At 73.2% G+C, this 26539-nt stretch carries 24 protein-coding genes; 20 read left to right on the top strand and 4 right to left on the bottom strand.

From position 1 onward, the window contains the following. Positions 1-135: 135 nt before the first annotated feature. From IC607_RS16760 to IC607_RS16780, 5 genes are all read left to right on the top strand, one after another. Positions 136-1296, top strand: coding sequence for a PP2C family protein-serine/threonine phosphatase (locus IC607_RS16760; protein ID WP_370526344.1), 1161 nt, complete (start codon positions 136-138; stop codon positions 1294-1296). Further along, positions 1293-2903 (top strand): ATP-binding protein, encoded by a 1611-nt coding sequence (locus tag IC607_RS16765; protein ID WP_370526345.1) that lies wholly within the window; start codon positions 1293-1295, stop codon positions 2901-2903. The genes IC607_RS16760 and IC607_RS16765 overlap by 4 nt, the downstream gene beginning before the upstream one ends. A 27-nt stretch (positions 2904-2930) precedes the next feature. After that, on the top strand, positions 2931-3371 hold the full coding sequence (locus tag IC607_RS16770) for a response regulator (RefSeq protein ID WP_191788558.1): 441 nt from the start codon (positions 2931-2933) through the stop codon (positions 3369-3371). 112 nt (positions 3372-3483) lie between these two features. After that, complete coding sequence (locus IC607_RS16775; protein WP_191788559.1) at positions 3484-4416, top strand: proteasome assembly chaperone family protein; 933 nt, start codon at positions 3484-3486, stop codon at positions 4414-4416. Positions 4417-4701: 285 nt separating this feature from the next. Next, entirely contained in the window at positions 4702-4905 is a 204-nt protein-coding gene (locus tag IC607_RS16780; RefSeq protein WP_191788560.1) for a cold-shock protein, read from the top strand. A 69-nt stretch (positions 4906-4974) separates the two neighbouring features. On the opposite strand, the gene IC607_RS16785 is transcribed toward IC607_RS16780, so the two are convergent. Next, positions 4975-5820, bottom strand: coding sequence for a spermidine synthase (locus IC607_RS16785; protein ID WP_370526346.1), 846 nt, complete (start codon positions 5818-5820; stop codon positions 4975-4977). Between the two features lie 165 nt (positions 5821-5985). On the opposite strand from IC607_RS16785, the gene IC607_RS16790 reads away from it, so the two are divergent. Next, positions 5986-6507: an SAV_6107 family HEPN domain-containing protein gene (locus tag IC607_RS16790; protein ID WP_370526347.1), complete on the top strand. Its 522-nt coding sequence runs from the start codon at positions 5986-5988 to the stop codon at positions 6505-6507. Positions 6508-6679: 172 nt separating this feature from the next. After that, the gene (locus IC607_RS16795) at positions 6680-7087 is read left to right on the top strand and encodes a DUF3040 domain-containing protein (protein ID WP_191788562.1); all 408 of its coding nucleotides are present in this window, start codon (positions 6680-6682) and stop codon (positions 7085-7087) included. On the opposite strand, the gene IC607_RS16800 is transcribed toward IC607_RS16795, so the two are convergent. From IC607_RS16800 to IC607_RS16810, 3 genes are read right to left on the bottom strand one after another with little or no spacing between them, the layout of a single operon-like run. Then, on the bottom strand, positions 7032-9380 hold the full coding sequence (locus tag IC607_RS16800; RefSeq protein ID WP_191788563.1) for a DUF3488 and transglutaminase-like domain-containing protein: 2349 nt from the start codon (positions 9378-9380) through the stop codon (positions 7032-7034). The genes IC607_RS16795 and IC607_RS16800 overlap by 56 nt on opposite strands. Beyond that, positions 9377-10624, bottom strand: a complete 1248-nt coding sequence (locus IC607_RS16805) for a DUF58 domain-containing protein (RefSeq protein WP_191788564.1) — start codon at positions 10622-10624, stop codon at positions 9377-9379. Before IC607_RS16805 ends, IC607_RS16800 begins: the two co-directional genes overlap by 4 nt. Next, entirely contained in the window at positions 10624-11628 is a 1005-nt protein-coding gene (locus IC607_RS16810) for a MoxR family ATPase (RefSeq protein WP_191788565.1), read from the bottom strand. The genes IC607_RS16805 and IC607_RS16810 overlap by 1 nt, the downstream gene beginning before the upstream one ends. Before the next feature lie 405 nt (positions 11629-12033). On the opposite strand from IC607_RS16810, the gene mraZ reads away from it, so the two are divergent. From mraZ to IC607_RS17680, 13 genes are all read left to right on the top strand, one after another. Further along, on the top strand, positions 12034-12510 hold the full coding sequence (gene mraZ / locus IC607_RS16815) for a division/cell wall cluster transcriptional repressor MraZ (RefSeq protein ID WP_191788566.1): 477 nt from the start codon (positions 12034-12036) through the stop codon (positions 12508-12510). Positions 12511-12687: 177 nt separating this feature from the next. Further along, entirely contained in the window at positions 12688-13713 is a 1026-nt protein-coding gene (gene rsmH, locus IC607_RS16820; RefSeq protein WP_191788567.1) for a 16S rRNA (cytosine(1402)-N(4))-methyltransferase RsmH, read from the top strand. Then, a complete protein-coding gene (locus IC607_RS16825) occupies positions 13710-14123 on the top strand; it encodes a hypothetical protein (RefSeq protein WP_191788568.1) in 414 nt (137 codons plus the stop codon). Before rsmH ends, IC607_RS16825 begins: the two co-directional genes overlap by 4 nt. After that, entirely contained in the window at positions 14120-15949 is a 1830-nt protein-coding gene (locus IC607_RS16830) for a peptidoglycan D,D-transpeptidase FtsI family protein (protein WP_370526348.1), read from the top strand. Before IC607_RS16825 ends, IC607_RS16830 begins: the two co-directional genes overlap by 4 nt. Before the next feature lie 49 nt (positions 15950-15998). Then, the gene (locus IC607_RS16835; protein ID WP_191788569.1) at positions 15999-17594 is read left to right on the top strand and encodes a UDP-N-acetylmuramoyl-L-alanyl-D-glutamate--2,6-diaminopimelate ligase; all 1596 of its coding nucleotides are present in this window, start codon (positions 15999-16001) and stop codon (positions 17592-17594) included. Next, entirely contained in the window at positions 17591-19024 is a 1434-nt protein-coding gene (murF, locus tag IC607_RS16840; protein WP_191788570.1) for a UDP-N-acetylmuramoyl-tripeptide--D-alanyl-D-alanine ligase, read from the top strand. Before IC607_RS16835 ends, murF begins: the two co-directional genes overlap by 4 nt. Beyond that, positions 19021-20103 carry a phospho-N-acetylmuramoyl-pentapeptide-transferase gene (gene mraY / locus IC607_RS16845; RefSeq protein ID WP_191788571.1) on the top strand — a complete coding sequence of 361 codons (1083 nt, stop codon included), beginning with the start codon at positions 19021-19023 and terminating at the stop codon, positions 20101-20103. The genes murF and mraY overlap by 4 nt, the downstream gene beginning before the upstream one ends. Beyond that, on the top strand, positions 20104-21534 hold the full coding sequence (murD, locus tag IC607_RS16850; protein ID WP_191788572.1) for a UDP-N-acetylmuramoyl-L-alanine--D-glutamate ligase: 1431 nt from the start codon (positions 20104-20106) through the stop codon (positions 21532-21534). It begins immediately after the preceding gene. After that, positions 21531-22757 (top strand): putative lipid II flippase FtsW, encoded by a 1227-nt coding sequence (ftsW, locus tag IC607_RS16855; protein WP_191788573.1) that lies wholly within the window; start codon positions 21531-21533, stop codon positions 22755-22757. Before murD ends, ftsW begins: the two co-directional genes overlap by 4 nt. Continuing rightward, positions 22750-23886, top strand: coding sequence for a UDP-N-acetylglucosamine--N-acetylmuramyl-(pentapeptide) pyrophosphoryl-undecaprenol N-acetylglucosamine transferase (locus tag IC607_RS16860; protein ID WP_191788574.1), 1137 nt, complete (start codon positions 22750-22752; stop codon positions 23884-23886). Before ftsW ends, IC607_RS16860 begins: the two co-directional genes overlap by 8 nt. Continuing rightward, positions 23883-25295: a UDP-N-acetylmuramate--L-alanine ligase gene (murC, locus tag IC607_RS16865; protein ID WP_191788575.1), complete on the top strand. Its 1413-nt coding sequence runs from the start codon at positions 23883-23885 to the stop codon at positions 25293-25295. Before IC607_RS16860 ends, murC begins: the two co-directional genes overlap by 4 nt. 242 nt (positions 25296-25537) lie before the next feature. Then, positions 25538-26371: a cell division protein FtsQ/DivIB gene (locus IC607_RS16870; protein WP_370526349.1), complete on the top strand. Its 834-nt coding sequence runs from the start codon at positions 25538-25540 to the stop codon at positions 26369-26371. After that, the gene (locus tag IC607_RS17680) at positions 26368-26490 is read left to right on the top strand and encodes a hypothetical protein (RefSeq protein WP_255502346.1); all 123 of its coding nucleotides are present in this window, start codon (positions 26368-26370) and stop codon (positions 26488-26490) included. The genes IC607_RS16870 and IC607_RS17680 overlap by 4 nt, the downstream gene beginning before the upstream one ends. Positions 26491-26539 lie beyond the last annotated feature (49 nt).

Consider the following 26539-nt stretch of genomic DNA (forward strand, 5'->3'; position numbering starts at 1 on the left):
GCGTGGCCGGAGCGCGCCGTGCGCAACCGGGTGATCGGCTACACCCTCACCCGGTCCCGGCCGTACGCTACGGGGGACCACGACGAGAGGACCCCAGTGTCGGACGCTTCACGCGGACCGGGAACCGCCACGGCGGTGTCCCCGTCGCAGGCGGGCGACGACCGTCAGATCCGCCTCCTGCTCGTCGAGGACGACGACGGCGACGCCGTCCTCGTCTCGGAGCACCTCGAGGACGCCGGGCTCGACGTGGCGCTGACCTGGGTGCGGACGCTCGACGAGGCCGTCGACGCGCTCGACGTCGACTGCGTGCTGCTCGACCTGGGCCTGCCCGACGCCACCGGCATCCCTGCGCTCGAGCGCCTCCTCGCCGCCGGCGCGCCCGCCGTGGTGGTGCTCACCGGCCTGTCGGGCGGGGACACGGGCGTGCAGGCCGTCGCGGCCGGTGCGCAGGACTACCTGGTCAAGGACGAGGTCGACGCGCACCGCCTGAGTCGTGCCGTGCGCTACGCGGTCCAGCGTCGCCGGCTGGAGGAGACCGACCGGGCGCTCTACCGCAGCCTGGTGCGCGCGGAGGAGACCAACCGGCTCGAGCGGGCGCTCCTGCCCAAGCCCCTCGTGCGCGACGAGCACCTGCAGGTCCTGGTCGGCTACCGGGCCGGGCGCGACGGTGTCCTGGGTGGCGACTTCTACGACGTCGTCGAGCGCCCCGACGGGTCCGTCCTCGCAATCGTCGGCGACGTCTGCGGGCACGGCCCCGACGAGGCGGCTCTCGGCGCGACGCTGCGGACCGCGTGGCGGACGCTGGTGCTGACCGGCACCCGGCCCGGTGACATCCTTGGTCTGCTCGAGACCGTGCTCGAGGCCGAGCGTGCCAGGCCTGAGGTGTTCACGACCGTCGCGATGCTCGTGGTGAAGGCCGACCGCCGCACCGCTGACATGTACCTCGCCGGTCACCCCGTCCCGTTCGTTCTCGGTCCGCCGTCGGTCCTGCCGCCGACGACGAGGCGCGGTCGTGCGCTCGGCATCCCCGTCTCGGGGACGTGGCACGCGGAGGTGCTCGACCTCGGCGAGCGGTGGCAGCTCATGCTCTACACCGACGGTCTGCTCGAGGCCACGGTCGACGGTGGACCGGAGCGGCTCGGCAAGCCGGGGCTGCTCGGGGTCGTCGACCGCGCACTCACCGCGGACGACTCCGACGTCGACCTCGTCGGGCGCGTCCTGCACGACGTCCGCACGCTGCACGGCGGCGACCTGGTCGACGACGCCGCCGCCGTCGTGCTCGGATGGGGCGCGTGAGCGCGCCGGTCGTCCCACCGATGGACGCGGACGTGCGGCCGGTCGTGCCGTCCCTGTCTGTGGGCGGCCCCCGTCGTCGGGTGACCCTGAGGCGTCGGCTCGCCACGCTCCTCGTCGTCGCCGGCGTCGTTCTCGGGCTCGTGCTGTGCGCAGCTGGGCTGGTCTTCAACCGCCTGGCCGACCGGCAGGATGCGGTCACGGGGGACATCTTCCAGGCGGTCGAGGCGACCGACGCCGCGCTGCTGAACCTCGTCGACGCCGAGACCGGGCTGCGCGGGTACGCGCTCACCGGTGACCCGGCCACCCTCGAGCCGTACGAGCAGGCGACGTCGGGAGGGGCCTCCTTCGAGCAGATCGCGCGGGACCTCGGCTCTGCCGTCGATGATCCCGAGCTCGTCACGCTCGGTCGCGCCACCGACCAAGCGGCCCAGGACTGGTTCACCGGCTACGCCGAGCCGTTGCGTCAGCAGATCGCCACGTCGGGGCCGCAGTCGGTCACGGCGCAGGACGTCGAACGCGGCAAGGCGTCGTTCGACAAGGTCCGGGCGGCGACGAGTGCTTTCTCCTCCGAGCTGCGTGACCTGCGTACGGAGGTGCGCGACGAGATGCGCAGCGCCACGCGGCAGGCGTCGATCCTCGTCGGGCTGCTTGCCCTGGCCGCGATCGCCGTCGGGATCGTGCTGTGGACCGCGTTGCGGCGGTGGGTCGTGGAACCGCTCGACGCGCTGGCGATCGACGCCCGCGAGGTCGCCGACGGTGACCTCACCCACCCGGTCGTCCTGCAGGGGCACGCGGAGATCGCCGACGTGGCCGGTGCGGTCGAGTCGATGCGGACCACGCTGCTCGCCCAGGTCGAGGAGGTCCGGGAGTCCCACGCGCTGCTCGAGCAGCAGACCGAGGAGCTGCGACGTTCGAACCGCGACCTCGAGCAGTTCGCCTACGTGGCGTCCCACGACCTGCAGGAGCCGCTGCGCAAGGTCGCGAGCTTCACGCAGCTGCTCCAGAAGCGCTACGGCGGCCAGATGGACGAACGAGCCGACCAGTACATCGCCTTCGCGGTCGACGGCGCCAAGCGGATGCAACGGCTGATCCAGGACCTGCTCGGGTTCAGCAGGGTGGGCCGCGTCGGCGGCGAGGTGACGGACGTCCCGCTCGAGGACGTGCTGCGCGAGGCGCTCGACAACCTGTCCGAGCGGATCGAGGAGGCCGGCGCGCGGGTCACGCACGACGAGCTCCCGGTGGTGCGTGGCGAGGAGCCGCTGCTGGTCCAGCTGTTCCAGAACCTCGTCGGGAACGCCATCAAGTTCGCGGACCCCGATCGCGTGCCCCATGTGCACGTGTCGGCTCGTCCCGTGCCAGACTCGGGCGGCTCCCAGTGGGAGCTGCGCTGCCGCGACAACGGGATCGGCATCGACGCGCAGTACGCCGAGCGGGTCTTCGTCATCTTCCAGCGGCTGCACCCCAAGGACGTGTACGAGGGGACGGGCATCGGCCTGGCCCTGTGCAAGAAGATCGTCGAGTTCCACGGCGGTCACATCTGGATCGACCCCCCGGAGGGGGAGGGCACAAGCATCCGCTGGACCCTGCCCGCGCCGGTCGAGGACTGACCCGCACGGGTCGAGAGAGAGGCTGACATGCCGGATTCCCGCAAGACGATCGACGTGCTCCTGGTCGAGGACGACCCGGGCGACGTCCTCATGACGCGTGAGGCGTTCGCCGACCACAAGGTGGCCAACCGCCTGTCGGTGGTCTCCGACGGCGTGAGCGCGCTGGAGTTCCTCCGCAAGGAGGGCGAGCACGAGGGCGCCCCGACGCCCGACCTCATCCTGCTCGACCTCAACCTGCCGCGGATGGACGGTCGCGAGGTGCTGGAGGCGCTCAAGGCCGACGCCGACCTGCGCGCCATCCCCGTCGTCGTGCTCACCACGAGCGAGGCCGAGGAGGACGTCGTGCGCAGCTACTCGCTGCACGCCAACGCGTACGTCACCAAGCCCGTGGACTTCGACCGGTTCATCGACGTCGTCCGCCAGATCGACGAGTTCTTCGTCGAGGTCGTGCGCCTGCCGTCTCGCTGACCGCGAACACGTCACGCGGCGGTCCCCGGAATGCGGGGGCCGCCGCGTCGTGTTGTGGCAGGTGAGCAGCGGCCGGTCGGCCGCACCGCGGACGAGAGGCAGAACCCGACGCATGTTGGACCCGAGCGAGATCTACGAGGTGGATCCTGACGTCGCTGCACGCCTGGACGAGCGCAGCGAAGGTGGTCGCGGCCCCGTGCTGGTGCACGCCGTGCGGGGCTTCATCGACGCGGGCAACGCCGGCCAGATCGCGGCCGAGCACCTGTCCGGCGAGCTGTCGAGCGTGCGGCTGGCGTCCTTCGACGTCGACCAGCTGCTCGACTACCGCTCGCGCCGTCCGCTCATGACGTTCGACGCGACCACGTGGTCGGCCTACGAGGAGCCCGAGCTCGTCGTCGACCTGGTCGACGACGCCGCCGGGACCCCCTTCCTGCTGCTGCACGGCGTCGAGCCCGACGTGCAGTGGGAACGCTACGTCGCCGCCGTCCGCCAGCTCGTCGAGCGCTTCGACGTCCCCCTGACCGTGGGGCTGCACGGGATCCCGATGGGCATCCCGCACACGCGTCCTGCCTCGGTGACGGCGCACGCGACGCGGCCCGAGCTGGTGGCGGACCACCCGTCGTGGTTCGGGACCGTCCAGGTACCCGCAAGCGCCTCCTCGCTGCTCGAGCTCCGGCTGGGGCAGCAGGGCCACGACGCGATGGGCTTCGCCGTCCACGTGCCTCACTACCTCACGCAGTCGTCCTACCCGCAGGCCAGCATCGCCGCGCTGCACGCGATCGAGCAGGCGACCGGGCTCGAGCTGCGCACCACCGCGCTGACGGCGGCCGCGACCGAGGCCACCGCCGAGATCGAGCGCCAGGTCGCGCAGTCGGAGGAGGTCAGCGGCGTCGTGCAGGCGCTCGAGGAGCAGTACGACGCCTTCGCGCGCAGCTCGGGCCGCGGCAGCCTGCTGGCGAGGTCGGCCGACCTGCCGACGGCCGACGAGATCGGGGCGGAGTTCGAGCGGTTCCTGGCCGAGCACGGGGACTCCGCCGACGACTGACCCCGTCCCGGTGCCGACCTTTACCCAATCGTTGTCGAATCCGCACCGCGGGGGCCGTCAAACCGTGGCGCGCGCCACACCCGGCGTGCCAGGATCTTCGCGTTGCAGTGGCGTGCTCGCTCGACCGGTTTATCCCGCGTGACCGGCACCGACGCCCCTGGGCCGTAGGCCGGGGGACCGGGTGCCGGTGCGGCTGGCTGGACCATCCGGTGCAGGACGTAGGCATTGCGGCACGTCGCGGAACACGTCCGCGGCGCTCACCGGTGGGACAGAAGGAAGCAAGACATGGCACAGGGTGCTGTCAAGTGGTTCAACTCCGAGAAGGGCTACGGGTTCATCGCCCAGGACGGCGGCGGCGCCGACGTCTTCGTCCACTACTCGGCGATCGACACGCAGGGCTACCGCTCGCTCGACGAGGGGCAGCGCGTGGAGTTCGACATCACGCAGGGTGACAAGGGTCCGCAGGCCGAGCACGTCCGCCCGCTCTGATCGACTGAACGGATCGAGGAGCCTTGCTGCTCTGGTTCGTACCGTGAGGCCGTCCCTTCGGGGGCGGCCTCACGGCGTCTGCGGCGCGGTCTGCTCGGTGGTCGCCACGGGAGCGGCCGCGGGGTCGCGCAGGACGGGTGCGCGGCCGACGAAGGCGCGCAGCTCGTCGCCGTGCAGCAGGCGCGCCGGTGCGGGCAGGCTGCGCACGTGGCGCGCGAGGCCCGGTGCGCCGAGCAGGTCGGTGCGGTCGGTGCCGACCAGGACGAGGTTGCCGTAGCCCCGCCCGCGCAGCACTCCGGGCTCGGCGATCGCCGCGGTGTCCGCGAAGGCGTCCGCGAGGGTCGCGAGCTCGGCGCGCGCGGAGCCCAGCGGCGGACGGTCGGCGCAGTTGACGAGGTAGACGCCGCCGGGTCGTAGCACCCGCACCACCTCCGCGACCATCTCCCGCGTCGTGACGTGCGCGGGCGTCCGGGCGCCGGCGAACACGTCGCGGACGACGACGTCGGCCGAGCCGGTGGCCATGGCGGCGAGCGTGGCCCGTGCGTCGCCGGCGCGGATCCGCAGCGCCGGTGCGCGCGGCAGGTCGAACCACGCCCGTACGAGCTCCGGGAGCGCGGTGTCCAGCTCGACCGCGATCTGCCGGGAGGCGGGTCGCGAGGCGTGGATCGCCCGGGCGAGCGCGCAGCCCGCGGCGCCCAGGTGGACGACGTCGAGAGCCGGGGGCTCGAGCTCGTCGACCACGAGCTTCATCTGCTGCATGTACTCGAACGCCAGCGCGCCCGGGTCCGCGAGGTCGAGGTACGAGCTCGGCACCCCGTTGACGAGGACCGTCACGCCGGTCGGCTCGTCCGCCGACCGCACCAGCTCGACCGTCCCCGTGGGGATGAGGACGGGGCCGTCGGGCCAGGAGCCCACCAGCGAACGGGAGGGTGTGGGTGCTCGGTGGGAACCTGGGCGGCCGCGCGCGGGTCGGTCGCGGCGGGGCATGCAGCAACCGTACTGGGCGCCGCGCACCTCGGTGCGGCCGAGGGGTTGACGCGATCGAACATGTGTTCGATGATGAGACAGGAGGTGGTCGAGGTGACCCACGCAGAGCTGATGTCGGGGGAGCGCGGTGGAAGCGGCCGGGCCGTCGCGCGCGGTCGGTCGGTGACGACCCTCATGTCCGCGAGCCGCGTCGATCCCGCGGTGAGCGGTCGTGCTCCCGCGTCTCCCCGCGCCACCGACCTCATGCACCGGGCCGACGCCGAGCTGCTGGCCGCACAGTTCTCGAACGAGGCATGGGAGCAGTTCAGTCATGCGCACCTCGCCGCGCTCCGAGCCGGGGCGGCCGTCGTCGCGTCACGGGGGGCACCCGGCGGCCGTCGGCCCCCACGCACGGTCTGGTCGATGCTGCGCCGGTGCGCTCCCGAGCTGGACCGCTGGTCCGACTTCTTCGAGGCCGGCGCTCCGGCGCGGTCCGCCATCGAGGCGGGCAGGTTCGACGCCGTCTCGTCCGAGCGTGCTGAGCAGACGCTGTGCACCGCGGAGGACTTCGTCGACGCCGTGCGGTCGCTCGTGCTCGACGTCGCACCGACCGGCCTCGGCGCCCGCGCGTCGTGAGATCGGCTCGGCGGACCCTGTTCGCCGCGGGTCCGAGGAAGGTAGGCAACGCGTCCTGAGCGGGTCAAGATCGCGCCAGCGGGAGGCCATGGGGTCGTCCGACTACCACCTTTGCTGCAGCCGATCTATCCTGAACGAGATAAGCGTCAAATCAGGGTCGACAGGAGTCGGGATGCCACTCTCCGAGTACGAGCAGCGCGTCCTCGAGCAGATGGAGCGACAGCTCACGTCTGACGATCCGCGGCTCGCGAACACGCTGACGCAGAGCGGCCACAGAGGCGTGGGCCGTTACGTCATCGCGTCCGTGGGGGCCGTGGTGGGGCTGGTCCTTCTGGTGGTCGGTGTGGCGTTCAGCCTGCCGCTGCTGGGCGTGCTGGGTTTCGTGGTCATGTTCGCGGCGGTCGCGTTCGCGTTCGCCAACCCGGGTCGGCACCGTGGCCGCACCGGACCGCAGGGTGTCGTCACGGAGGACGGTGCCGTCCGCCCCGCCGCTCGTCCGTCAGGGGCGCGTCAGCACCGCGGGTTCATGACTCGGCTCGAGGAGCGCTGGGAGCGGCGTCGCGGCGAGAGCGGTCGCTGAGCAGCCGCTTCACCTCGTCGAGCACGGTGTCGGACCAGCGGCGCAGCTCGTCCGGGCTGACGTCGGTCGAGCGCGGTGAGTACCGCTCGGTCTCGACCGCCGTCGCCAGCGAGACCAGGGCTCGTGAGGCCTCGGCACCCAGAACCGGGGCCCCTCGGCCGGCCAGCTGACCCTCGACGCTGTGCACGGCCGCCCGGGGCGTCGTGGCATCGGACCACCGGATCCCGCGCGCCGCGAGACCCTTGCGCGTCCGCGTCCACGCCTGCTCGGGCGTCAGTTCCGGGCGGGCGCGGCGGCGCGAGACGACCAGGGCGACGGCGAAGCCGGCCAGCAGCAGCACCGCGGCGAGCGTGATCAAGACCGGGACGAGCAGGTTGGCCGTGTCGGCGGTCGGCGCAGCGGGGGCCGAGGTCTCCCCGTCGGTCGGCGGGGCGTCGTCGGTGGGGACGTCGTCCGGGCGCTGGTTGAGGTTGTCGCGGGGGTCGGTGCCCGGCGCGTTGGCCTGGAACGGGTCGCTCCACACCGGCGGGGCCCCGGACTGGACGGCGGGGGTGGGCTCGAACCGGACCCACCCCAGGTCGGGACCGAAGTACAGCTCGGGCCAGGTGTGCGCCTCCTTGCCGGTGACCACGATCGCGCCGTCGTCGTTCGCCTTGCCGGGCAGGAACCCGACGCCCATCCGCGCGGGGATGCCGAGCGTCCGCGCCATCACCGTCATGGTCGTCGCGAACTGGACGCAGTAGCCGTGCTTGTCCTGCAGGAAGTCCCACACCGCATCGTCCGTGCTGGCGGGGGCGACGCGTGTGTCGTAGGTGAAGTTCGACGAGGCCCGCAGGTAGCTCTGCAGCGACATGGCCTTCGTGTACGGCGTCGGGTCGTTCTTCGTGAGGTCGCGGGCGAGCGCGGCGATGTCGTCGCTGTGGGACGTGGCCGGAACGGACAGCACGCCCGACACCTCGGCGTCTGGCGGAGCGGGCGTCGTCGCGTCCTCGAGGTCCTCGGGGCGCAGGTCAGGGAGCTCGACGACCATCGAGTACCTCATGCCCGTCGGCGTCGCGTCGGAGCCGAAGACCTCGTCGCGCTCCGCGTCGTACTGCCAGCTCCCCGGCGCGTCGACCGTGCGCGGGAAGATCCCGATCGGCAGGCGCTTCTCGTCGAGAGTGCCGACCTCGACGTCGACCTTCGCCAGCACGCCGCGCTTCGCGTCGGGCTCGGTGCCCCTCAGGTCCGGGTCGGTCGCGAGCAGGGATCCGCCTGCGACCGCGTTGGTCGCGACGGGTTCGGTCGGGGTCCAGGTCCGACCGTCGAACTCGGTCAGCGTGAAGGCCCGCAGCGGACCGACGCTCGCGACGGTGGCCACCAGCGGGGCCGGGGTGGGCGTGGCGCTCGGGCTGGGCCCGGCCGGGGCCGCCGGCAGGGGCTCGGTGCTGCTCGAGGCCTTCGGCGTCGCGGCGGGGCCGGCCGGCGCGACCGAGTAGGTCAGGACCGTGCTGCCGGAGCGCTTGCCCAGGCTGTGGCGCATGTCGAGCTCGTCGGACAGGCGCAGGGGGCCGGCGGCCCCCGACCCGAGCGACGGCAGGTCGAACGACGACCAGGCGGGCAGCACGGTCAGGATCGGCCCCAGGACGAGGGCGCCGACGACCACGGCAGCCGTGGACCACAGGGCTGCGGAGGCGAGCCGGCCGCGCTCGACCGCGCCCGCGTGCGGGGCGGACGTGACGGCAAGGAGCAGGAGGTAGGCGGCGCCCGTCCACAGCAGGGCCCAGGCGCCGGCGTCGAATCCGAGCGTGAGCGCCGGGGCCCACATGGCCAGGTAGACCAGGCCGGCCCACCCGGCGCGCCCGAGCCCCACCGCGAGCAGGTCGCATGCCAGGAAGACGAAGAGCGCACCGACGAGGATGACCATCTCGACGGGTCTGGTGACGTCCATGGGGACGACCGAGGAGTCGATGAGGGCGAGCCCGTCCGACCAGACAGCCCTCGCGCGGTCCCACGTGTCCGGTGTGGGTACCAGCTGCAGGCGACCGGGGGGAGCGCCGTAGCGCAGGACCACGCCGACGGCGGCGGCCACCAGCCCGGCAGCCGACGGCACCCACCAGGTGCGCGTGAGGGCGCGCACCCCGGCGACGAACGCGGCCAGCAGCAGGACGCACAGCCAGATGACGCCGCGACCGCCTCCGGGGCTCAGCAGGTTGGCCAGCGCCAGGGTGCTCGCGCAGGTGCCCACGGCGACGAGCGCGGTGGCGAGCGTGGCGCGGGACCCGCGCGGTGCCCGGCGCGCGACGAGGCTCATCGGGCGTCACCCAGCATCCGCAGCCAGGCGTCGACCTGGTCCTCGCCGGACGTGACGCCCACGGCACGCCAGCCGGCCCGGCGCAGCGCGTGCAGCGTGTGCTCGGCCTCCCGGGACTGGCTCGGAGTGCCGCCGTCCGTGCGGACCATCGCCCAGCACTGCGCGGTGTCGGCGACGTGGGCCAGCGCCTCGCGACCGGCCGTCCCGGTGCCGCCCAGGAGGGCGAGCACGATCTCCCCGCCCGCCTCGGTGCTGTCGAGCATGTGGGCCGCGGCGACGAGCTGGTGCTCGGCCTGCGCGGCGCTGCGGGTCGGCTCCAGGTCGATGGTCCGGTCCAGCAGCGCGCTGCGGGCGGAGTCGGTGCGCGCGTGCAGGAACGGCGTCGTCAGGCCGGACACGTGCCCGCCGTCGAGGATGCGCACGGGGTGGCCGGCGTCGAGCATGGCCAGGGCCATCGATGCCGCGGTGGAGACGGTCCACTCCATCGCGTGCCCACCGCGCAGCGGCAGGTCCATCAGCACGGACACGGGTCGCATCCCGGCGCGCTCGTCGGAACGGACCATGAGCGCGCCCCGGCGGGCGCTGCTGCTCCAGTGCACGCGCCGCAGGTCGTCGCCCTCGCGGTAGTCGCGCAGCGACGCGTCGTCGGTGGACGGGGACCGTGCGCCGAGCGCGACGCGGTCGGGCTCGCCGACCAGGACGTCCGTGGGGGCGGGCAGCGTCCGGACGGCCGGCCAGACCCGGATCTCGGCGTCGTCGCCGAGCGTCGTGGTGGTCGCCATCGTGGCGAAGACGTCCGTCCGTGTCACGACGAGCGGCCCGATCGGCCACCGGCCGCGGCGGGCGGCCTCGACCGTGTAGCTCACCGTGACGTGCGCCCGTTCCCGCGTCACCTTGGCCTTGAGCGGGCGCCCGGCCGACAGCTCCGTCGCCGCCTGCTCGGCGAACCGCAGGCCGGCCAGGCGGGTGCGTGAGCCGGCGTCCCGTGCCCGGATGTGGACGTCGACGCCGACGACGGACCCGGCGTGCACGGGGTTCGGGGCGGCGACGCGCGTCACGTCGATCCGGTTGCGCCCGCGCGCCGGGTCGCGCCACGCGACCATCGTCGCGGCGCCGCCGACGCACAGCAGCGCGAGCGCCGCGATCCGCAGGAGGTCGAGCGACTCGAGCCCGGCGCCGAGCCCCAGGAGCACGAGCCCGGTGATGCCGAGGGCCCAGCCCCGCGGCGTGGGACGCAGGCGCATCAGCGCAGCGCGGAGCGCGTCCCGCGTGCGCTCACCGACGGGCTCGGGACGGCGACGCGCGCGACGACGTCCCGCACGATGGCCTCAGTGCTGCGGCCCGACAGCCGCGACTCGGTGCTGGGCAGCAGGCGGTGCGCCAGGACGGGTTCGGCCAGCGACTGCACGTCGTCGGGGAGCACGTGGTCGCGTCCGGCGATCGCCGCAGCAGACTTCGCGGCACGCAGGAGCTGGATGGCCGCGCGCGGGGACGCCCCGAGGCGGAGCCCCTGGTCCTCGCGCGTCGCGGTGACGAGGTCGACGACGTACCGCTTGACCCCGGGAGCGGCGTAGATCCGGCGCGCGACGTCGATGAGTCGGCCCACGTGCGCGGCGTCCGTCACGGGGCGCAGGTCCGCCAGCGGGTCGACCGTCTCCTGCAGGTCGAGCATCGCGAGCTCCGAGTCGACGCTGGGGTAGCCCACGGTGAGGCGCGCCATGAACCGGTCGCGCTGGGCCTCGGGGAGCGGGTAGGTCCCCTCCATCTCGACGGGGTTCTGCGTCGCGACCACCAGGAACGGGCGCGGCAGCGGGTAGGAGTGCCCGTCGACCGTGGCCTGGGCCTCCTGCATGCACTCCAGCAGCGCGGACTGCGTCTTGGGGGAGGCCCGGTTGATCTCGTCGCCGATCACGATGTGCGAGAAGACCGGGCCGGGCCGGAACTCGAACTCGCCCGTCTGGCTGCGGTAGATGTTCACGCCGGTCAGGTCGCTCGGCAGCAGGTCCGGCGTGAACTGGATGCGACCCACCTGGCAGTCGATCGAGCGCGCGAGCGCCTTGGCGAGCGTGGTCTTGCCGACGCCGGGCACGTCCTCCAGCAGCAGGTGCCCCTCCGCGAGCAGGACGGCGACCGTGGTCGCGACGAGCTCGGGCCGGCCCGTGACCACCTTCTCGATGCCGGCGCGCATGCGACCGGTGGTGGCGACGAGGTCGTCGAGCTCGGTCGACGACGGGACGGCCTGCAGCATGGCGCCTCCTTTGGCGGGTTGGTCCGGGACGAGCCTACGTGTGCGCACACGCCCCGGTCATCGGGATGGGGGTGAGATCGCTGCTCGCCCGAGAGCCTCCACTTCGCTCCACCGCGCGACCGTCCCCCGCCTCGAGTGTCGCTGGTCGACGGCCCGATCGCGTCCTGCTGTCCGGTATGTGGTGGAACCTCCGGGGCTGCGGCCGCGGTGCGCGTCGACGACGCGCCCGGGGCCTTCGTCGGCCACGAAATCCCTCCACTTCTCCCCACTGCTGTGACCTGCGAGAACGGTGCGCATACGGGTGAACTTAGGCCTCTCTGCGGTTGCTGGTGGAGTGAAGTGGAGTAGCGTGGAGGCACGTGGTGAGGCTGGGAGGGCCGAGCACGAGAGCGGGGAGGAGGGGTGGTGACCGGTGACGCGACGTCCGGCCTCTTCGGTTCGAGCGCGCCCTTCCTGGGCACCTACACCCCGCGGCTCGACGACAAGGGCCGGCTCATCCTCCCGGCCAAGTTCCGCGGTCAGCTCTCGACGGGACTTGTCATGACGCGCGGCCAGGAGCGCTGCCTGTTCCTGCTCCCGATGGACGAGTTCCGCCGCTACCACGGCCAGCTCGCGCAGGCCCCGGTGACGAGCAAGCAGGCCCGGGACTACCTGCGTGTCTTCCTGTCCGGCGCGAGCGACGAGCTGCCCGACAAGCAGGGCCGCATCTCGATCCCGCCGGTACTGCGCAAGTACGCCGGCCTCGACCGGGACGTCGCCGTGATCGGCGCCGGGACCCGCGTGGAGATCTGGGACCTGCAGGCCTGGGAGACGTATCTCGAGGAGCAGGAGTCCGGCTACGCCGACACCACCGAGGAGGTCTTCCCCAACGGACCCTTCTAGACGGTCGACGGCCGAAGCATGCCGCCCGGTGAGACCTCCTCCCGTCCGCTCTGACGCACTTCCCCGGCGTCAGAGGGTCGGTGGGGGATCTGGTCGGACGGCGGAGGGGCCGCGAGACCACCAGCGTTTTCCAGCAGCACCTGGTTGTGAACAGCACGAGCACGGGGGGAGGGACCGATGACCGACGACCGACCTGCGGACGAGCGCCACGTCCCCGTCCTCCTGCAGCGCTGCCTGGACCTGCTCGCACCGGCGCTCGCCGTCGAGGGTGCCGTCATGGTCGACTCCACCCTCGGGATGGGTGGGCACACCGAGGGTGTGCTGTCCGCGTTCCCGCACGTGCGGGTCGTCGGCCTGGACCGCGACACGCAGGCGCTCGAGCTCGCCGGGCGCCGCCTGGCCCGCTTCGGTGACCGGTTCACGGGCGTGCACGCGGTGTACGACGAGATCCGCGACGTCCTCGAGGACCTGGGGATCGGCGCCGTCCAGGGCGTGCTGATGGACCTGGGCGTGTCGTCGCTGCAGCTCGACGAGGTCGAGCGCGGCTTCTCCTACGCGCAGGACGCACCGCTGGACATGCGCATGGACGCGACGCGCGGCATCACCGCCGCCGACGTCCTGAACACCTACGACGAGCGCGACATCGCCCGGATCCTGCGGGTCTACGGCGAGGAGCGGTTCGCGCCACGCATCGCGCGCAACATCGTCGCCGCGCGGGCCAAGGCGCCGCTCGCGCGGACGGGGGAGCTCGTCGACATCCTGCGCGCCAGCATCCCGGCGGCGACGCGCAAGACGGGCGGCCACCCCGGCAAGCGCACGTTCCAGGCGCTGCGGATCGAGGTGAACGGCGAGCTGGAGACGCTCGAGCGGGCCGTTCCCGAGTCCATCGAGGCGCTCGCGGTCGGTGGCCGCATCGTCGTTGAGGCGTACCAGTCCCTCGAGGACCGGATCGTCAAGCAGGCGTTCGCGGCGGGGGCGACGACGAGCGCGCCGCCCGACCTGCCGGTGGTCCCCGACACGCACCAGCCGTACCTGCGGCTCGTGACCCGCGGCGCCGAGGAGGCCGACGAGGCCGAGCTCGCGCTCAACCCACGCTCCGCCTCCGTGCGGCTGCGTGCCGCCGAGAGGCTCCGGCCCACCCCGACGCACATGCGCCGCACCCACGCAGACCAGCACGGCAAGGCCCCCAGGAGGACCCCATGAGCGCCCAGGCAGCCGCCCGCGTCGCACCGCCGACGTTCGCGCCCCGTCCTCGTCCGGCCGTCCAGGCGCCGCCGCCGCCGCGGCTGCGCGTGGTCCGCGCACCGGCGCAGGCCCGTACGCGGGTGCCGTTCGTCCTGGTGTGCATGGGGATCCTGGCGGTCGCGCTGCTCTCGGCCCTCCTCCTCAACACGCAGATGGCGCAGGCCGCGTACGCCCGGCACGACCTGGTCAACCAGCTCAGCCGCCTCGACCAGGACCAGAAGGACCTGGCCGCGACGTTGGACGAGAAGTCGTCGCCGCAGTCGCTCGCCAAGGCCGCGGCCAAGCTCGGGATGGTGCCCGCGGCCGGGACCGGTTGGGTGCGGCTCTCCGACGGGAGCGTGCAGGTGGCACCCAAGGCGTCGAAGTGAGCGCGCCCACCGTCCAGCGACCGCGCACGCCCGTCCCGCAGCAGCGCTCCCGCGTCGGTGGGCCCGCCGCCTCGCGCGTCATCCCCGGACGGGTCGCCGTCGCGCCGGCGCGGTCCGGGTCGCGCGGGCGGATGCTGTTCCTGACGATCGCGATCGTCGCCGTGCTCGTGCTCTTCGCCGTCCAGCTGGTCAAGATCCAGGTGGTGAACGGCCCGACGATCGCCGCGAAGGCGCGCGCCGCACGGCTCATCGACGTGACGCAGCTCGGCACGCGCGGTCAGATCACGGACGTCAATGGCGTCGCGCTGGCCACGTCCGTCGAGCGCTACGAGATCTCGGTGAACCAGAAGCTCGTCGGGCAGTACCTGGGCACGGCCGACGTGCCGAAGGGGGTCGAGGGCGTCGCGACGCTGCTGGCGCCACTGCTGGACATGGACAAGCCCGAGCTCGGTGGCCTCCTGGTCGGCGAGAAGGGCTTCAAGGTGCTCAAGAAGGGCGTCCTGCCGCAGGTCGCCCGCGAGATCCGCGCGCTCAAGCTGCCCGGCATCAACGTGGACGTCGTCGCCGACCGGACCTACCCCAACGGCGCGCTGGCGGGCAACGTCATCGGCTTCGTCAACTCGGCGGGCGCCGGCCTGGAGGGGCTCGAGGCATCGCTCGACGACAAGCTCAAGGGCACCCCCGGCGAGGAGGTGTACGAGGGCGGCGCGAACGGGCAGGCGGTGCCCGGTGGATACAACCAGGACACGCCGGCCAAGTCCGGGAGCTCGGTGCGCCTCACGATCGACAGCGACATCCAATACCGCGCCCAGGCCGCCATCGAGGCGGCGAAGAAGTCGACCGGTGCGGACTCGGCCACGGTCGTCGTCGAGGATGTCCAGACGTCCGCGATCCTCGCGCTGGCCGACACCGGCTCGGTGGACCCGAACAAGCCGGGGGACTCGAAGGGTTCGCTCGCCCCGTCGGTCTCCAACGTCTTCGAGCCCGGCTCCACGGGCAAGGTCATCACGATGGCGGCCGCTCTCGAGGAGGGGCTGGTGGAGCCGACCTCGGAGTTCAAGGTCCCGTACAGCTACACCACCGACAACGGGCAGTCCTTCCACGACTCGCACGAGCACCCCACGCTCAAGCTGACGACCACGGGCATCCTGGCGCAGTCGTCGAACGCCGGCACGGTCATGATCGGCCAGCACCTCACCACCGACCAGCGTTACGACTACCTCAAGCGGTTCGGCTTCGGCAGCAAGACCGGCATCGAGCTACCCGGTGAGTCGCCCGGTCTTTTCTCGGACCCCGACGGCCGGTCCAAGTACGCCGTCCTGTTCGGCCAGGCCGTCGCCGTCAACGCGCTTCAGGTCACGCAGGTGTTCGCCACGGTGGCGAACCACGGCGTCCAGGTGGAGCCGCACATCATTGCGGGCTGGACGGACGCGGACGGCACGTACACACCCGCAGCCAAGAAGCCCTCGACGCGGGTGGTGAGCGCCAAGACGGCCGACACGGTGCTGCGCATGATGCAGAGCGTCACCGAGGAGGGCGGCACGGCCAAGACCGCCGCGATCCCGGGCTACATCGTCGCCGGCAAGACCGGTACGGCGCAGAACTGGCTCAACGGCAAGCAGGGCATCACGGCGTCGTTCATCGGCGCGGTCCCGGCGGACAACCCGCGGATCGTCGTCAGCGTCATCCTGCACAACCCGAAGTCGTCGATCTACGGCGGCGACGTCGCCGCGCCGGTGTTCAAGGACGTGGCCGCCTACACGCTCGGGAAGCTGGGCGTCGCACCGTCGGGAGCCAAGGCCAACCCGTTCCCGACGACGTGGTGACGCCCGGCGGATGCGGGGGCGCAGGCCTGCACCGGGGTAGATTCTCCCCATGACCTCACCCGCCCGGATGCGCCCGACGCATCCCGCGGACCACGGTCTCGCCGATCTCGCTGCAGCGTTCGACCTGATCACAGGCGTGCCGCAGGAGCTGGCGTCCGTCCGCGTCACCGGAGTCACCGTCGCCAGCACCGACGTCGAGCCGGGCGACCTGTTCGTCGCCGTGCCCGGCCTGCGCGTCCACGGTGCGACCTACGCCTCGTCGGCCGTCGCCGCGGGCGCCCTCGCCGTCGTCACGGACGAGGCGGGAGCCGAGCTGCTGTCCGACCTTGCCGTCCCTGTGCTCGTCTCGCCCGACCCCCGCGGCGTCGCCGGCCCGCTGGCGGCGCACGTGCACGGCACGCCGGGGGACCGGCTGACGACCGTCGGCATCACGGGGACGAACGGCAAGACGACGACCACGTACTTCGTCGACGCCGCGCTGCGCGCCGCCCACCGGCTCACGGCCGTGATGGGCACGGTGGAGCTGCGGATCGGCGACGAGGGCATCGAGAGCCCGCGCACGACGGTCGAGGCGCCCGTCCTGCAGGCGATCCTCGCGCTCGCGCTCGAGCGAGGTGCCACCGCGATGGTCACCGAGGTCTCCTCGCACGCGCTCGCGCTGGGTCGCGTGCACGGCCTGGAGTTCGACGTGGCCGCGTTCACCAACCTGCAGCGCGACCACCTCGACTTCCACGGCGACATGGAGGGCTACTTCCGCGACAAGGCCCGGTTGTTCGCGCCCGGGCAGGCGCGCCGCGGTGTGGTCGTGGTCGACGACGAGTGGGGCCGGAGGCTCGCCCGCGAGGCGCGGATCCCCGTCGAGTCGGTCGCGACGCACGTCGGTGCGCCCGAGGCCGACGACGCCGACTGGGCTGTCGTCGCCGCGGACATCGGGCTCGACGGCGTCGGGTCGACGTTCACGCTGCGCGCCCCGGACGGGAGGCTGCACGAGGCGGCCAGCCCGCTGCCCGGGCTCGTCAATGTCTCCAACGCGGCGCTGGCCGTCGTGGTCGCGCACGCGGCCGGGGTGCCGCTGGCGGCCGCGATCGAGGCCGTCGGGATCGCCGGCGCCGTGCCCGGCCGCATGGAGCGCGTCATCGAGCGGGGCGACGGCCTGCCGCTCGCGCTCGTCGACTACGCGCACACCCCCGACGCGCTCGTGCTCGCGCTCGAGGCCGTCCGCCCCATCACGCCGGGACGCCTGATCCTGGTGTTCGGCTCGGACGGCGACCGCGACCAGGGCAAGCGCCCGATCATGGGGGAGGTCGCCGCGCGCCTCGCGGACGTGATCGTCGTCACCGACGAGAACCCCCGTTCCGAGGAGCCGCAGAGCATCAGGTCCGCCATCCTTGACGGGGTCCGCGCGGTGCGGCCCGACCTGACCGACGTGCACGAGGCGACGACCAGCCGCACGCAGGCCATCCACGACGCCCTCGCCCTGGCCGACGAGCCGGACACCGTGATCATCACGGGCAAGGGGCACGAACCCACACAGGAGATCGCCGGCGTGTTCCACCGGTACAACGACCGTGACGTGCTGCGCAGCGCGTTCGAGCAGCGGGCCCGCGCGGTCCGCGACGCCGAGGCTGCGGAGAACCACGCGTGATCGCGCTGACGGCGGCCGAGATCGCCGCCGCGACCGGCGGCCGGCTGCACGCGGTCGACGACGCCGTGCTGGTGCACGGCGCCGTGGTCACGGACTCGCGCGAGGTCGAGACGGGCGGGCTGTTCGTCGCGCTGCCCGGCGAGCACGTGGACGGGCACGACTACGCGGCGACCGCGGTCGCCGCGGGTGCCGCGCTGGTGCTGGCCGCGCGTCCCGTCGCGGGCCCGGCCGGTGACCTGCCGGTCGTGCTGGTCGACGACGTGGAGCGCGCGCTCGGTGACCTGGCGCGCGAGGTGCTGGTGCGGCTGCGCGAGGCAGCCCTGGAGCCCGGTGGTTCGGAGCTCAAGGTCGTCGGCATCACCGGCTCCGTCGGCAAGACGACGACCAAGGACCTGCTCGCGCAGCTGTGCGGCACCGCGGGCCCGACGATCGCGCCCGTGCGGTCGTTCAACAACGAGATCGGCCTGCCGCTGACGGTGCTGCGCGCCGACGAGACCACGCGCTACCTGGTGCTCGAGATGGGCGCGAGCGGGCCGGGGCACCTGACCTACCTGACGGACATCGCGCCGCCCGACGTGGCGGTCGTGCTCGTCGTCGGGCAGGCGCACCTGGGCGGGTTCGGCGGGATCGAGGCGGTCGCGACGGCCAAGTCCGAGATCGTGCAGGGCCTGCTGCCGGACGGCGTCGCCGTGCTCAACGCCGACGACCAGCGCGTCTCGGCCATGGCCCCGCTGGCGCCTGGCGACGTGGTGACCTTCGGCAGCGCGCCGGCGAGCGACGTGCGCGCCGCGGACGTCGTCGTCGACCGCGCCGGCCGCGCCCGGTTCACGATCGTCACGGCGGGCGGCAGCGCGCCGGTCGAGCTGCGGCTCGTCGGTGAGCACCACGTCCACAACGCGCTCGCCGCGGCCGCCGCCGGCCTGGCCGTCGGGCTCACGCTCGACGACGTGGCCGCGGGGCTGAGCGCCGCGGACGCGCTGAGCCCGCACCGCATGCACGTCGTCGACCGTCCCGACGGCATCACGGTCATCGACGACTCCTACAACGCGAACCCGGACTCCATGCGGGCGGCGCTCAAGGCGCTCGCCGTCGTGGCCGGGCGCGACCGCCGCTCGGTGGCCGTCCTCGGTGAGATGCTCGAGCTCGGAGAGGGATCGCGCGAGGCGCACGACGCGCTCGGCACCCTGGTGGTCCGGCTCAACATCGGGCTGACGCTCGTGGTGGGCGAGGGCGCGCGCGGCATCCGCGACGGCGCCAACCGCGAGGGGAGCTGGGGGGACGAGGTCCTGCTGGCCGACGACCTGGACGCGGCGACCCGCTTCCTGGAGCAGGAGCTGCGCCCGGGCGACGTCGTGCTCGTGAAGTCGTCGTACGGCTCGGGGCTGTGGCGCCTCGGCGACCTGCTGGCCGCGGGGGGTGACGCCGCGTGAAGGCCGTCCTGATCGCGGGCTTCGTCTCGATGCTGGTCGCGCTGCTGGCCACGCCGCTGTTCATCCGGCTGCTCGTCCGCAAGCAGTACGGCCAGTTCATCCGGCAGGACGGACCCACCGCGCACTTCACCAAGCGCGGCACCCCGACGATGGGCGGCGTCGTCATCATCGGCGCCACGCTGATCGGTTGGGCGGGGGCGTTGCTGGTCACCGGTACGGCGCCGAGCGCGTCCGAGGTGCTGGTCCTGTTCCTCATGACCGGCCTGGGCCTGGTCGGCTTCCTCGACGACTACATCAAGATCTCGCGGCAGCGCAGCCTGGGCCTCAAGGCGCGGTGGAAGTTCGTGGGGCAGGGGCTGGTGGGCGTCACGTTCGCCGTCGCCGCGCTGCAGTTCCCCAACTCCCAGTTCCGCACCCCTGCGTCCACCCACATCTCGTTCATCCGCGACACCAAGCTGGACCTCGCGTTCGCCGGCGCCACGATCGGCCTGATCCTGTTCGTGGTGTGGGCCAACTTCCTCATCACCGCCTGGTCCAACGCGGTCAACCTCACCGACGGCCTCGACGGGCTGGCGACGGGCACGTCGCTCATCGTGTTCGGCTCGTTCGTCGTCGTCGGCGTCTGGCAGTTCAACCAGTCCTGCCAGTTCCTGGCGACGGCCGGCCCCAGCTGCTACGAGACGCGCGACCCGCTCGCGCTCGCGGTCGTCGCCGCCTCGATCACGGGTGCGTGCTTCGGCTTCCTGTGGTGGAACGCCAGCCCGGCCAAGATCTTCATGGGCGACACCGGCTCGCTGGCCCTGGGCGGGGCGCTCGCCGGGTTGTCGATCCTGACGCGGACCGAGATCCTGGCCGCGATCATCGGTGGCCTGTTCGTCCTCGAGGTGCTCTCGGACGTCATCCAGATCGGCTTCTTCAAGCTGACCGGCAGACGTGTGTTCAAGATGGCGCCGCTGCACCACCACTTCGAGCTCCAGGGCTGGGGCGAGGTCACCATCGTCATCCGGTTCTGGATCATCGCCGGGCTGTTCGTCGCGCTCGGAATCGGCATCTTCTACGCCGAGTGGGTGTCCGGCTAGGTGGCTCTCGATCTGGACGGCGCGCGCGTGGTCGTCGCGGGACTGGGCGTGTCCGGGCGTGCGGCGGCGGACGTGCTCGCGTCGGTCGGCGCGCGCGTCGTGCCCGTGGACGACGCCGCGGACGACGTCGTCTCGTCGGCCGACTACCTGGCGGGGACCGGGCTGGAGCGCGCCGACCTCGTCGTCGCGTCGCCCGGCCTGGCGCCGCACCACCCGCTGATCGCCGCCGCGCTCGCCCGGGACCTGCCCGTGTGGTCGGAGGTCGAGCTCGCGTGGCGGCTGCGGGCGCCGCGCGCCGACGGCCCCGCGCCGTGGCTCGCCGTCACGGGGACCAACGGCAAGACGACGACGGTGGGCATGCTCGACGCGATCCTGCAGGCCGCGGGCCGGACGTCGGCCGCCGTCGGGAACGTCGGCACGCCCGTGGTGCTGGCGGCGACGGACCCGACCTACGACGTGCTGGCCGTCGAGCTGTCCAGCTTCCAGCTCCACTTCACGCACTCCATGTCCGCGCAGGCGTCGGCAGTGCTGAACATCGCCGCGGACCACCTGGACTGGCACGGCGACCTCGACGCCTACGCGGCCGACAAGGGCCGCATCTACCAGCGCGCGCAGGTGGCCTGCATCTACAACGTGGCCGACGAGCGCACGATGCGTCTGGTCGAGGAGGCCGACGTCGTCGACGGCGCCGTGGCGGTCGGGTTCACCACCGGGACGCCGCTGGTCGGGCAGGTGGGTCTCGTCGAGGACGTGCTCGTGGACCGCGGGTTCGCGCGGCTGCGGCACACGCACGCCGCCGAGCTCGGCACGCTCGCGGACCTCGCGCAGCTCGCAGGCCCCGACGGGACGGTCCCGCGGCACGTGATCGCCGACGCCCTGGCCGCCGCGTCGCTCGCGCTCGCGCACGGCGTCGAGCCGGCCGCGGTGCGCGACGGGCTGCGCTCGTTCGCGCCGGGCGCGCACAGGATCGAGACCGTGGCCGTGCGCGACGGGGTCGCGTGGGTCGACGACTCCAAGGCCACCAACGCGCACGCCGCCGCGGCGTCTCTCGGGGCGTTCGAGCCGGGTTCGGTCGTGTGGATCGCCGGCGGGCTGGCCAAGGGCGCGCGGTTCGACGACCTGGTCCTTGCGCGGCGTGACCGGTTGGCCGCCGTCGTCCTGATCGGGGTGGATCGGGAGCCTTTGCGTGATGCGCTGGCCCGACACGCGCCGGATGTGCCGGTGGTCGAGGTCGACGCCGGTGAGACTGGCACGGTGATGACCCGTGCCGTGCAGGAGGCCCAGCGCCTCGCCGCGCGCGTGCCCGGTGTCGAGACCGGCACGCTCGCCCCGACCGTTCTGCTCGCGCCGGCGTGCGCGTCCATGGACCAGTTCGCGTCGTACGCGGCGCGGGGGAGCGAGTTCGGCGCCGCGGTGCGGGCGCTCGGATGACGGCGGCGACCCCGCGCGACGTCCCCGCCGAGCCGGTCCGCTCGCGGCTCGGCCAGTGGAACAGCGCGGTCACGAGCTACTACGTGCTGCTGGGCGCGACCGCCCTGCTGCTCGTCATCGGGCTCGTCATGGTGCTGTCGAGCTCGAGCGTGGAGTCGCTCGACGAGGGCCACTCGCCGTATGCCGTCTTCTTGAACCAGGCGCAGTTCGCGCTGATCGGGCTGCCGATCTTCTTCGTGCTGATGCGGCTGCCGGTACGGGTGCTCAAGGCGGTCGCGTGGCCGGCTCTCGGTGCAGGTGTGCTGCTCCAGCTCCTGGTCTTCTCGCCTCTGGGCCGGTCCACGGGCGGAAACACCGGCTGGATCTACCTGGGGTCGTTCTCCGCGCAGCCGTCAGAGGCGCTCAAGCTCGCCCTCGCCGTGTGGCTTGGCGTGGTCCTCGCGCGCAAGCAGGCGCTGCTGCAGCGCTGGCAGCACGTCTTCGTGCCGGCCGTGATCGTGGCGGCCGGTGCCATCGGGCTGGTCCTGCTCGGGCACGACCTCGGCACGGCGATGGTCATGATCCTTCTCGTTTTCGGCGCGCTGTTCGTTGCCGGCGTTCCCATGAAGATGTTCGCCGTCGCAGGTGCCGCCGGCATCGGCGTGGTCATCGCGCTGGCGCAGACCAGCAACCGGACGGCGCGCATCGGCAGCTGGCTCGACAGCTCGACGTGCAGCAACTCGGGTGCCTGCTACCAGACGCTGCACGGCGGCTGGGGCCTGGCCAGCGGCGGTATCGGCGGCCTGGGCCTGGGCCAGAGCCGCGAGAAGTGGTCGTACCTGCCGGCCGCGCACAACGACTTCATCTTCGCGATCCTCGGCGAGGAGCTGGGCCTGGTCGGCACGCTCATCGTGCTCGGTCTCTTCGGCCTGCTGGCCTTCGCCATGATCCGTGTCATCCGTCGCCACCCGGACCCGTTCGTGCAGATCACGACGGGTGCGATCCTGTGCTGGATCATCGGGCAGGCGCTGCTCAACGTCGCGGTCGTCATCGGCCTCGCCCCCGTCATCGGAGTTCCCTTGCCCCTCGTCTCGGCCGGAGGTTCGGCGCTGATCATGACGATGGCCGCGCTCGGCGTGGTCATCTCCTTCGCCCGCAGCGAGCCCGGCGCGGCCGAGGCGCTCGCCGCGCGACCCGGAGTGGTCCGGCGCTCGCTCGCCGTGATCGGGCGGGCCCGTGGCTGACGCGCGTTCCGTCCTGCTGGCCGGCGGCGGCACCGCGGGGCACGTCAATCCGCTGCTGGCGGTGGCCGACGAGCTGCGCCGCCGCGACCCGGCCACGATCCTGACCGTGCTCGGCACGACGCAGGGGCTCGAGGCGCGGCTGGTGCCGGAGCACGGGCTGCCGCTCGCCCCGGTCCCGCGCGTCCCGCTGCCTCGTCGGCCGTCGGCCGACCTGCCGCGTCTGCCCGCCAACCTGCGCGCGGCCGTCCGTGCGGCGGGGAAGGCGATCGACGAGTCCGGCGCGCGCGTCGTCGTCGGCTTCGGCGGCTACGTCTCGACGCCCGCCTACCTCGCCGCCCGCAAGCGCCGCATCCCGGTGGTCATCCACGAGCAGAACGCCCGCCCCGGCCTGGCCAACCGCCTGGGAGCCCGGTGGGCGGCCGCCGTGGCCGTGACGTTCGACGGGACGAGGCTGCGCGGTGCGCAGCTGACGGGCCTCCCGCTGCGGGCCCCCATCGCCGACCTCGTCGCGGAGCGCGCCCGCGACGCGGACGCGGCCCGGGCAGCGGGAGCCGCCGAGCTGGGCCTGGACCCCGCGCTGCCCACGCTGGTCGTCACCGGCGGCTCGAGCGGCGCCGCGAGCATCAACGCGGCGGCCGCCGGAGCGGCGGCGGACCTGCTGGCCGCCGGCGTGCAGGTCCTGCACCTGACGGGCATCGGCAAGGCCGAGCCCGTGCAGGCGGCCCTGGCCGGCGTGCCCGGCAGCGAGCGCTACCACGTGCGCGAGTACCTGACGCAGATGCAGCACGCGCTGTCCGTCGCGGACGTCATGCTGGGGCGGTCCGGCGCCGGCACGGTCTGCGAGCAGGCCGCGCTGGGGATCCCCGCCGTGTACGTCCCACTGCCCGTGGGCAACGGTGAACAGCGGCTCAACGCCGCCGACGTGGTCGCTGCGGGCGGCGGTGTGCTGGTCGAGGACGACGACCTGGACGCCGACTGGATCCGCACGCACCTGCCCGTCCTGCTGGTGGGGGACGAGGCGCCTGCGACCCGGGCCCGGATGGCCGCCGCAGCGGCGAGCGTCGGGGTGCGGGACGCCGCGGCGCGCGTCGCGGACCTCGTCGAGGCGCAGCTGAGGACCAGGCCGTGAGCGCGCTGCAGGACCTGGGTCGCGTCCACCTGGTGGGTGTGGGCGGCGCGGGCATGTCCGCGATCGCGGCGCTGCTGGCCGCGCGCGGGCTGGAGGTCAGCGGGTCGGACGCCGCCGACGGCCCGGCGCTGCCGGGCCTGCGCGCCGCCGGGGTCGCGGTCCACGTCGGTCACGACGCCGCGCTCGTCGAGGGCGTCGACACGCTGGTCGTCTCGTCGGCCGTCCGCGAGACGAACCCCGAGCTGGCCGCCGCACGCATGCGCGGGATCGCCGTGCTGCACCGCTCGCAGGCGCTCGCCGCGCTCATGGCCGACCGCGACGCCGTGGCCGTCGCCGGGGCGCACGGCAAGACGACGACGAGCGCGATGGTCGCCTCTGCGCTGCTCGCTGCCGGGACGGACCCGTCGTTCGCGATCGGCGGCACCGTGATCACCGCCGACGGAGTGCTGGGTGGTGCGCGGGACGGCGCCGGCGCGTTCGTCGCGGAGGCCGACGAGTCCGACGGCTCGTTCCTGGCCTACGAGCCGACCGTCGCCGTCGTGACCAATGTCGAGCCCGATCACCTGGACCACTACGGCACGCGCGAGGCGTTCGAGGACGCGTTCGTCGCGTTCGCGGGGCGCGTCCGCGTCGGGGGCACGCTCGTGGCGTGCGCGGACGACGACGGGTCCGCGCGGCTCGTGGCGCGCGTCCGCGACGACCTCGCCGCGCGGGACGTCACGGTCGTCACCTACGGCATCGACGCGTCCGCGGACGTCGTCGTCGCCCCGGCATCGGACGCGCCGGGTGCGTGGTCCGCACGCGTGACCGGGCTCGGTGCGAGCGTCGTCGTCGACCTGGCCGTGCCGGGTGCCCACAACGCGCTGAACGCGGCCGGAGCGTGGGCCGCGTGCGTCCGGCTCGGCACGGACCCGCAGGCCGCCGCCGACGGGCTCTCGACGTTCCGCGGCACGGGCCGCCGGTTCGAGGACCGCGGCACGGTGGCGGGCGTCCGTGTGGTCGACGACTACGCGCACCACCCCACGGAGGTGGCCGCGCTGCTGCGGGCCGCCCGCTCCGTCGTGGGCACGGGGCGCGTCCTCGTGGTCTTCCAGCCGCACCTGTACTCGCGCACCCGCACGTTCGCGGCCGAGTTCGGTGCCGCGTTCGACCTTGCGGACGTCGTCGTGATCACCGACGTGTACGCCGCGCGCGAGGACCTCGACCCCGACGTCACCGGCCAGATGATCGTCGAGCGAGTCCCCACCTCGGGGCGGGCGACGTTCGTGCCCGACAAGCACGACGCCGCGACCTGGCTCGCCGACCAGGCTCGTCCCGGTGACCTGGTGCTGACCGTGGGGGCCGGCGACGTGACCGGCCTGGGTGCGGTGATCCTGGACCGGCTCGAAGGACGCGGGCAGGACGCATGAGCCCGTCGCGCCCACCCCGACCCGTCGTCCACGCGCCGGCGCGGCCCGCGACGCCGCGACCGAAGCCACCCACCTCCGGGGCGACCCCGGCCGCGACGAGGCCAACGTCGGCCGCGGAGCGCGACGAGGCACGTGGCGGGACCCGAGGTGAGGCTCCGGCGACCGCTCCGGTCGCACCCGCGCGGCCCGTCGCGGCGAGCGCACCGGCGGGGACGGCCACGGCGACCGGAACGGTCCGCAACGTGTCCACGTACTCAGCCTCGGGCCGGCGGCTGTCGGGTTCGTCCGCACCGGGCGCCCCGGCCACGTCGGCGCCGCGGTTCTCCGTCAAGATCCCCGAGGTCGTCTCGCGGACGTCGACCGCCCGGTTCGCCGAGCGGGCCAGGGCCCGGCGCCGGCTCGCGCGTCGACAGCTCGCGATGATCGCGGGCGGCGTGGTGGGCGTGCTCGCCATCGCCTGGCTGCTCTTCTTCTCGCCGGTGCTCGCGCTGGACACCGATCAGGTGACCGTCTCGGGGGCCGGGTCGGTGGTCGCGGTCGACCAGGTGCTGGCCGTCGTCGACCAGCGGGCCGACGTCCCGCTGCCGCGGCTCGACACGATCACGATGCGCGACGAGATCCTGGACGTCCCGGGGGTCCGGGGTGCGCGTGTGATGAGGGACTGGCCGCACGGCGTCTCGGTGACCCTGGTGGCGCGCGAACCTGTCGCGGCGGTGCCTGACGGCTCGCGGTTCGCCCTGCTGGACATGGACGGGGTGCAGGTGGGGCGCGTGGACAGCGCGCCGAAGGGCCTGCCGGTCGTGGACGTGCCGGTGGGGGACAAGCGCACCTTGGACGCGGTCCTGTCCGTGCTCGAGCAGCTGCCGGACAAGGTGCTCGCGGACGTGAAGAGCGTCTCGGCCCGGACGCAGGACACGGTGACCATGAACCTGCGCGACGGCGTGCGCGTCGACTGGGGGAGCGCGACGCGGACGCCGCTGAAGATCGCGGTGCTCGACGCCCTGCGCGCATCGAAGGCGGGCAAGGACGCGAAGGTCATCGACGTCTCGGCGCCGGAGCTCCCGGTCACGCGATGACGTCCTCGATCGAGGTCGAGGAGAACTACCCGATGCTCGTCGGCGACACGCGCGGCGCGGTCGTTGATCGGCGGCAGGTGGCGACCTACGGTCACGCACTGACAGCACACCTGACATAACTATAACCCTCAACCTGAGGGTGAAGGTTGAATCCGGAGTCGGCGCGTC

The sequence above is a fragment of the Cellulomonas sp. JH27-2 genome (assembly GCF_014837175.1).
GTDB lineage: Bacteria > Actinomycetota > Actinomycetes > Actinomycetales > Cellulomonadaceae > Cellulomonas.

Coding starts and splice junctions, on each gene's coding strand:
- IC607_RS16825 (WP_191788568.1), top strand. CDS start 13,710: ATGAGCGCCCAGGCAGCCGCCCGCGTCGCACCGCCGACGTTCGCGCCC.
- IC607_RS16780 (WP_191788560.1), top strand. CDS start 4,702: ATGGCACAGGGTGCTGTCAAGTGGTTCAACTCCGAGAAGGGCTACGGG.
- IC607_RS16835 (WP_191788569.1), top strand. CDS start 15,999: ATGACCTCACCCGCCCGGATGCGCCCGACGCATCCCGCGGACCACGGT.
- IC607_RS16775 (WP_191788559.1), top strand. CDS start 3,484: ATGTTGGACCCGAGCGAGATCTACGAGGTGGATCCTGACGTCGCTGCA.
- IC607_RS16795 (WP_191788562.1), top strand. CDS start 6,680: ATGCCACTCTCCGAGTACGAGCAGCGCGTCCTCGAGCAGATGGAGCGA.
- IC607_RS16800 (WP_191788563.1), bottom strand. CDS start 9,380: ATGAGCCTCGTCGCGCGCCGGGCACCGCGCGGGTCCCGCGCCACGCTC.
- IC607_RS16805 (WP_191788564.1), bottom strand. CDS start 10,624: ATGCGCCTGCGTCCCACGCCGCGGGGCTGGGCCCTCGGCATCACCGGG.
- IC607_RS17680 (WP_255502346.1), top strand. CDS start 26,368: ATGACGTCCTCGATCGAGGTCGAGGAGAACTACCCGATGCTCGTCGGC.
- ftsW (WP_191788573.1), top strand. CDS start 21,531: ATGACGGCGGCGACCCCGCGCGACGTCCCCGCCGAGCCGGTCCGCTCG.
- IC607_RS16770 (WP_191788558.1), top strand. CDS start 2,931: ATGCCGGATTCCCGCAAGACGATCGACGTGCTCCTGGTCGAGGACGAC.
- rsmH (WP_191788567.1), top strand. CDS start 12,688: ATGACCGACGACCGACCTGCGGACGAGCGCCACGTCCCCGTCCTCCTG.
- IC607_RS16810 (WP_191788565.1), bottom strand. CDS start 11,628: ATGCTGCAGGCCGTCCCGTCGTCGACCGAGCTCGACGACCTCGTCGCC.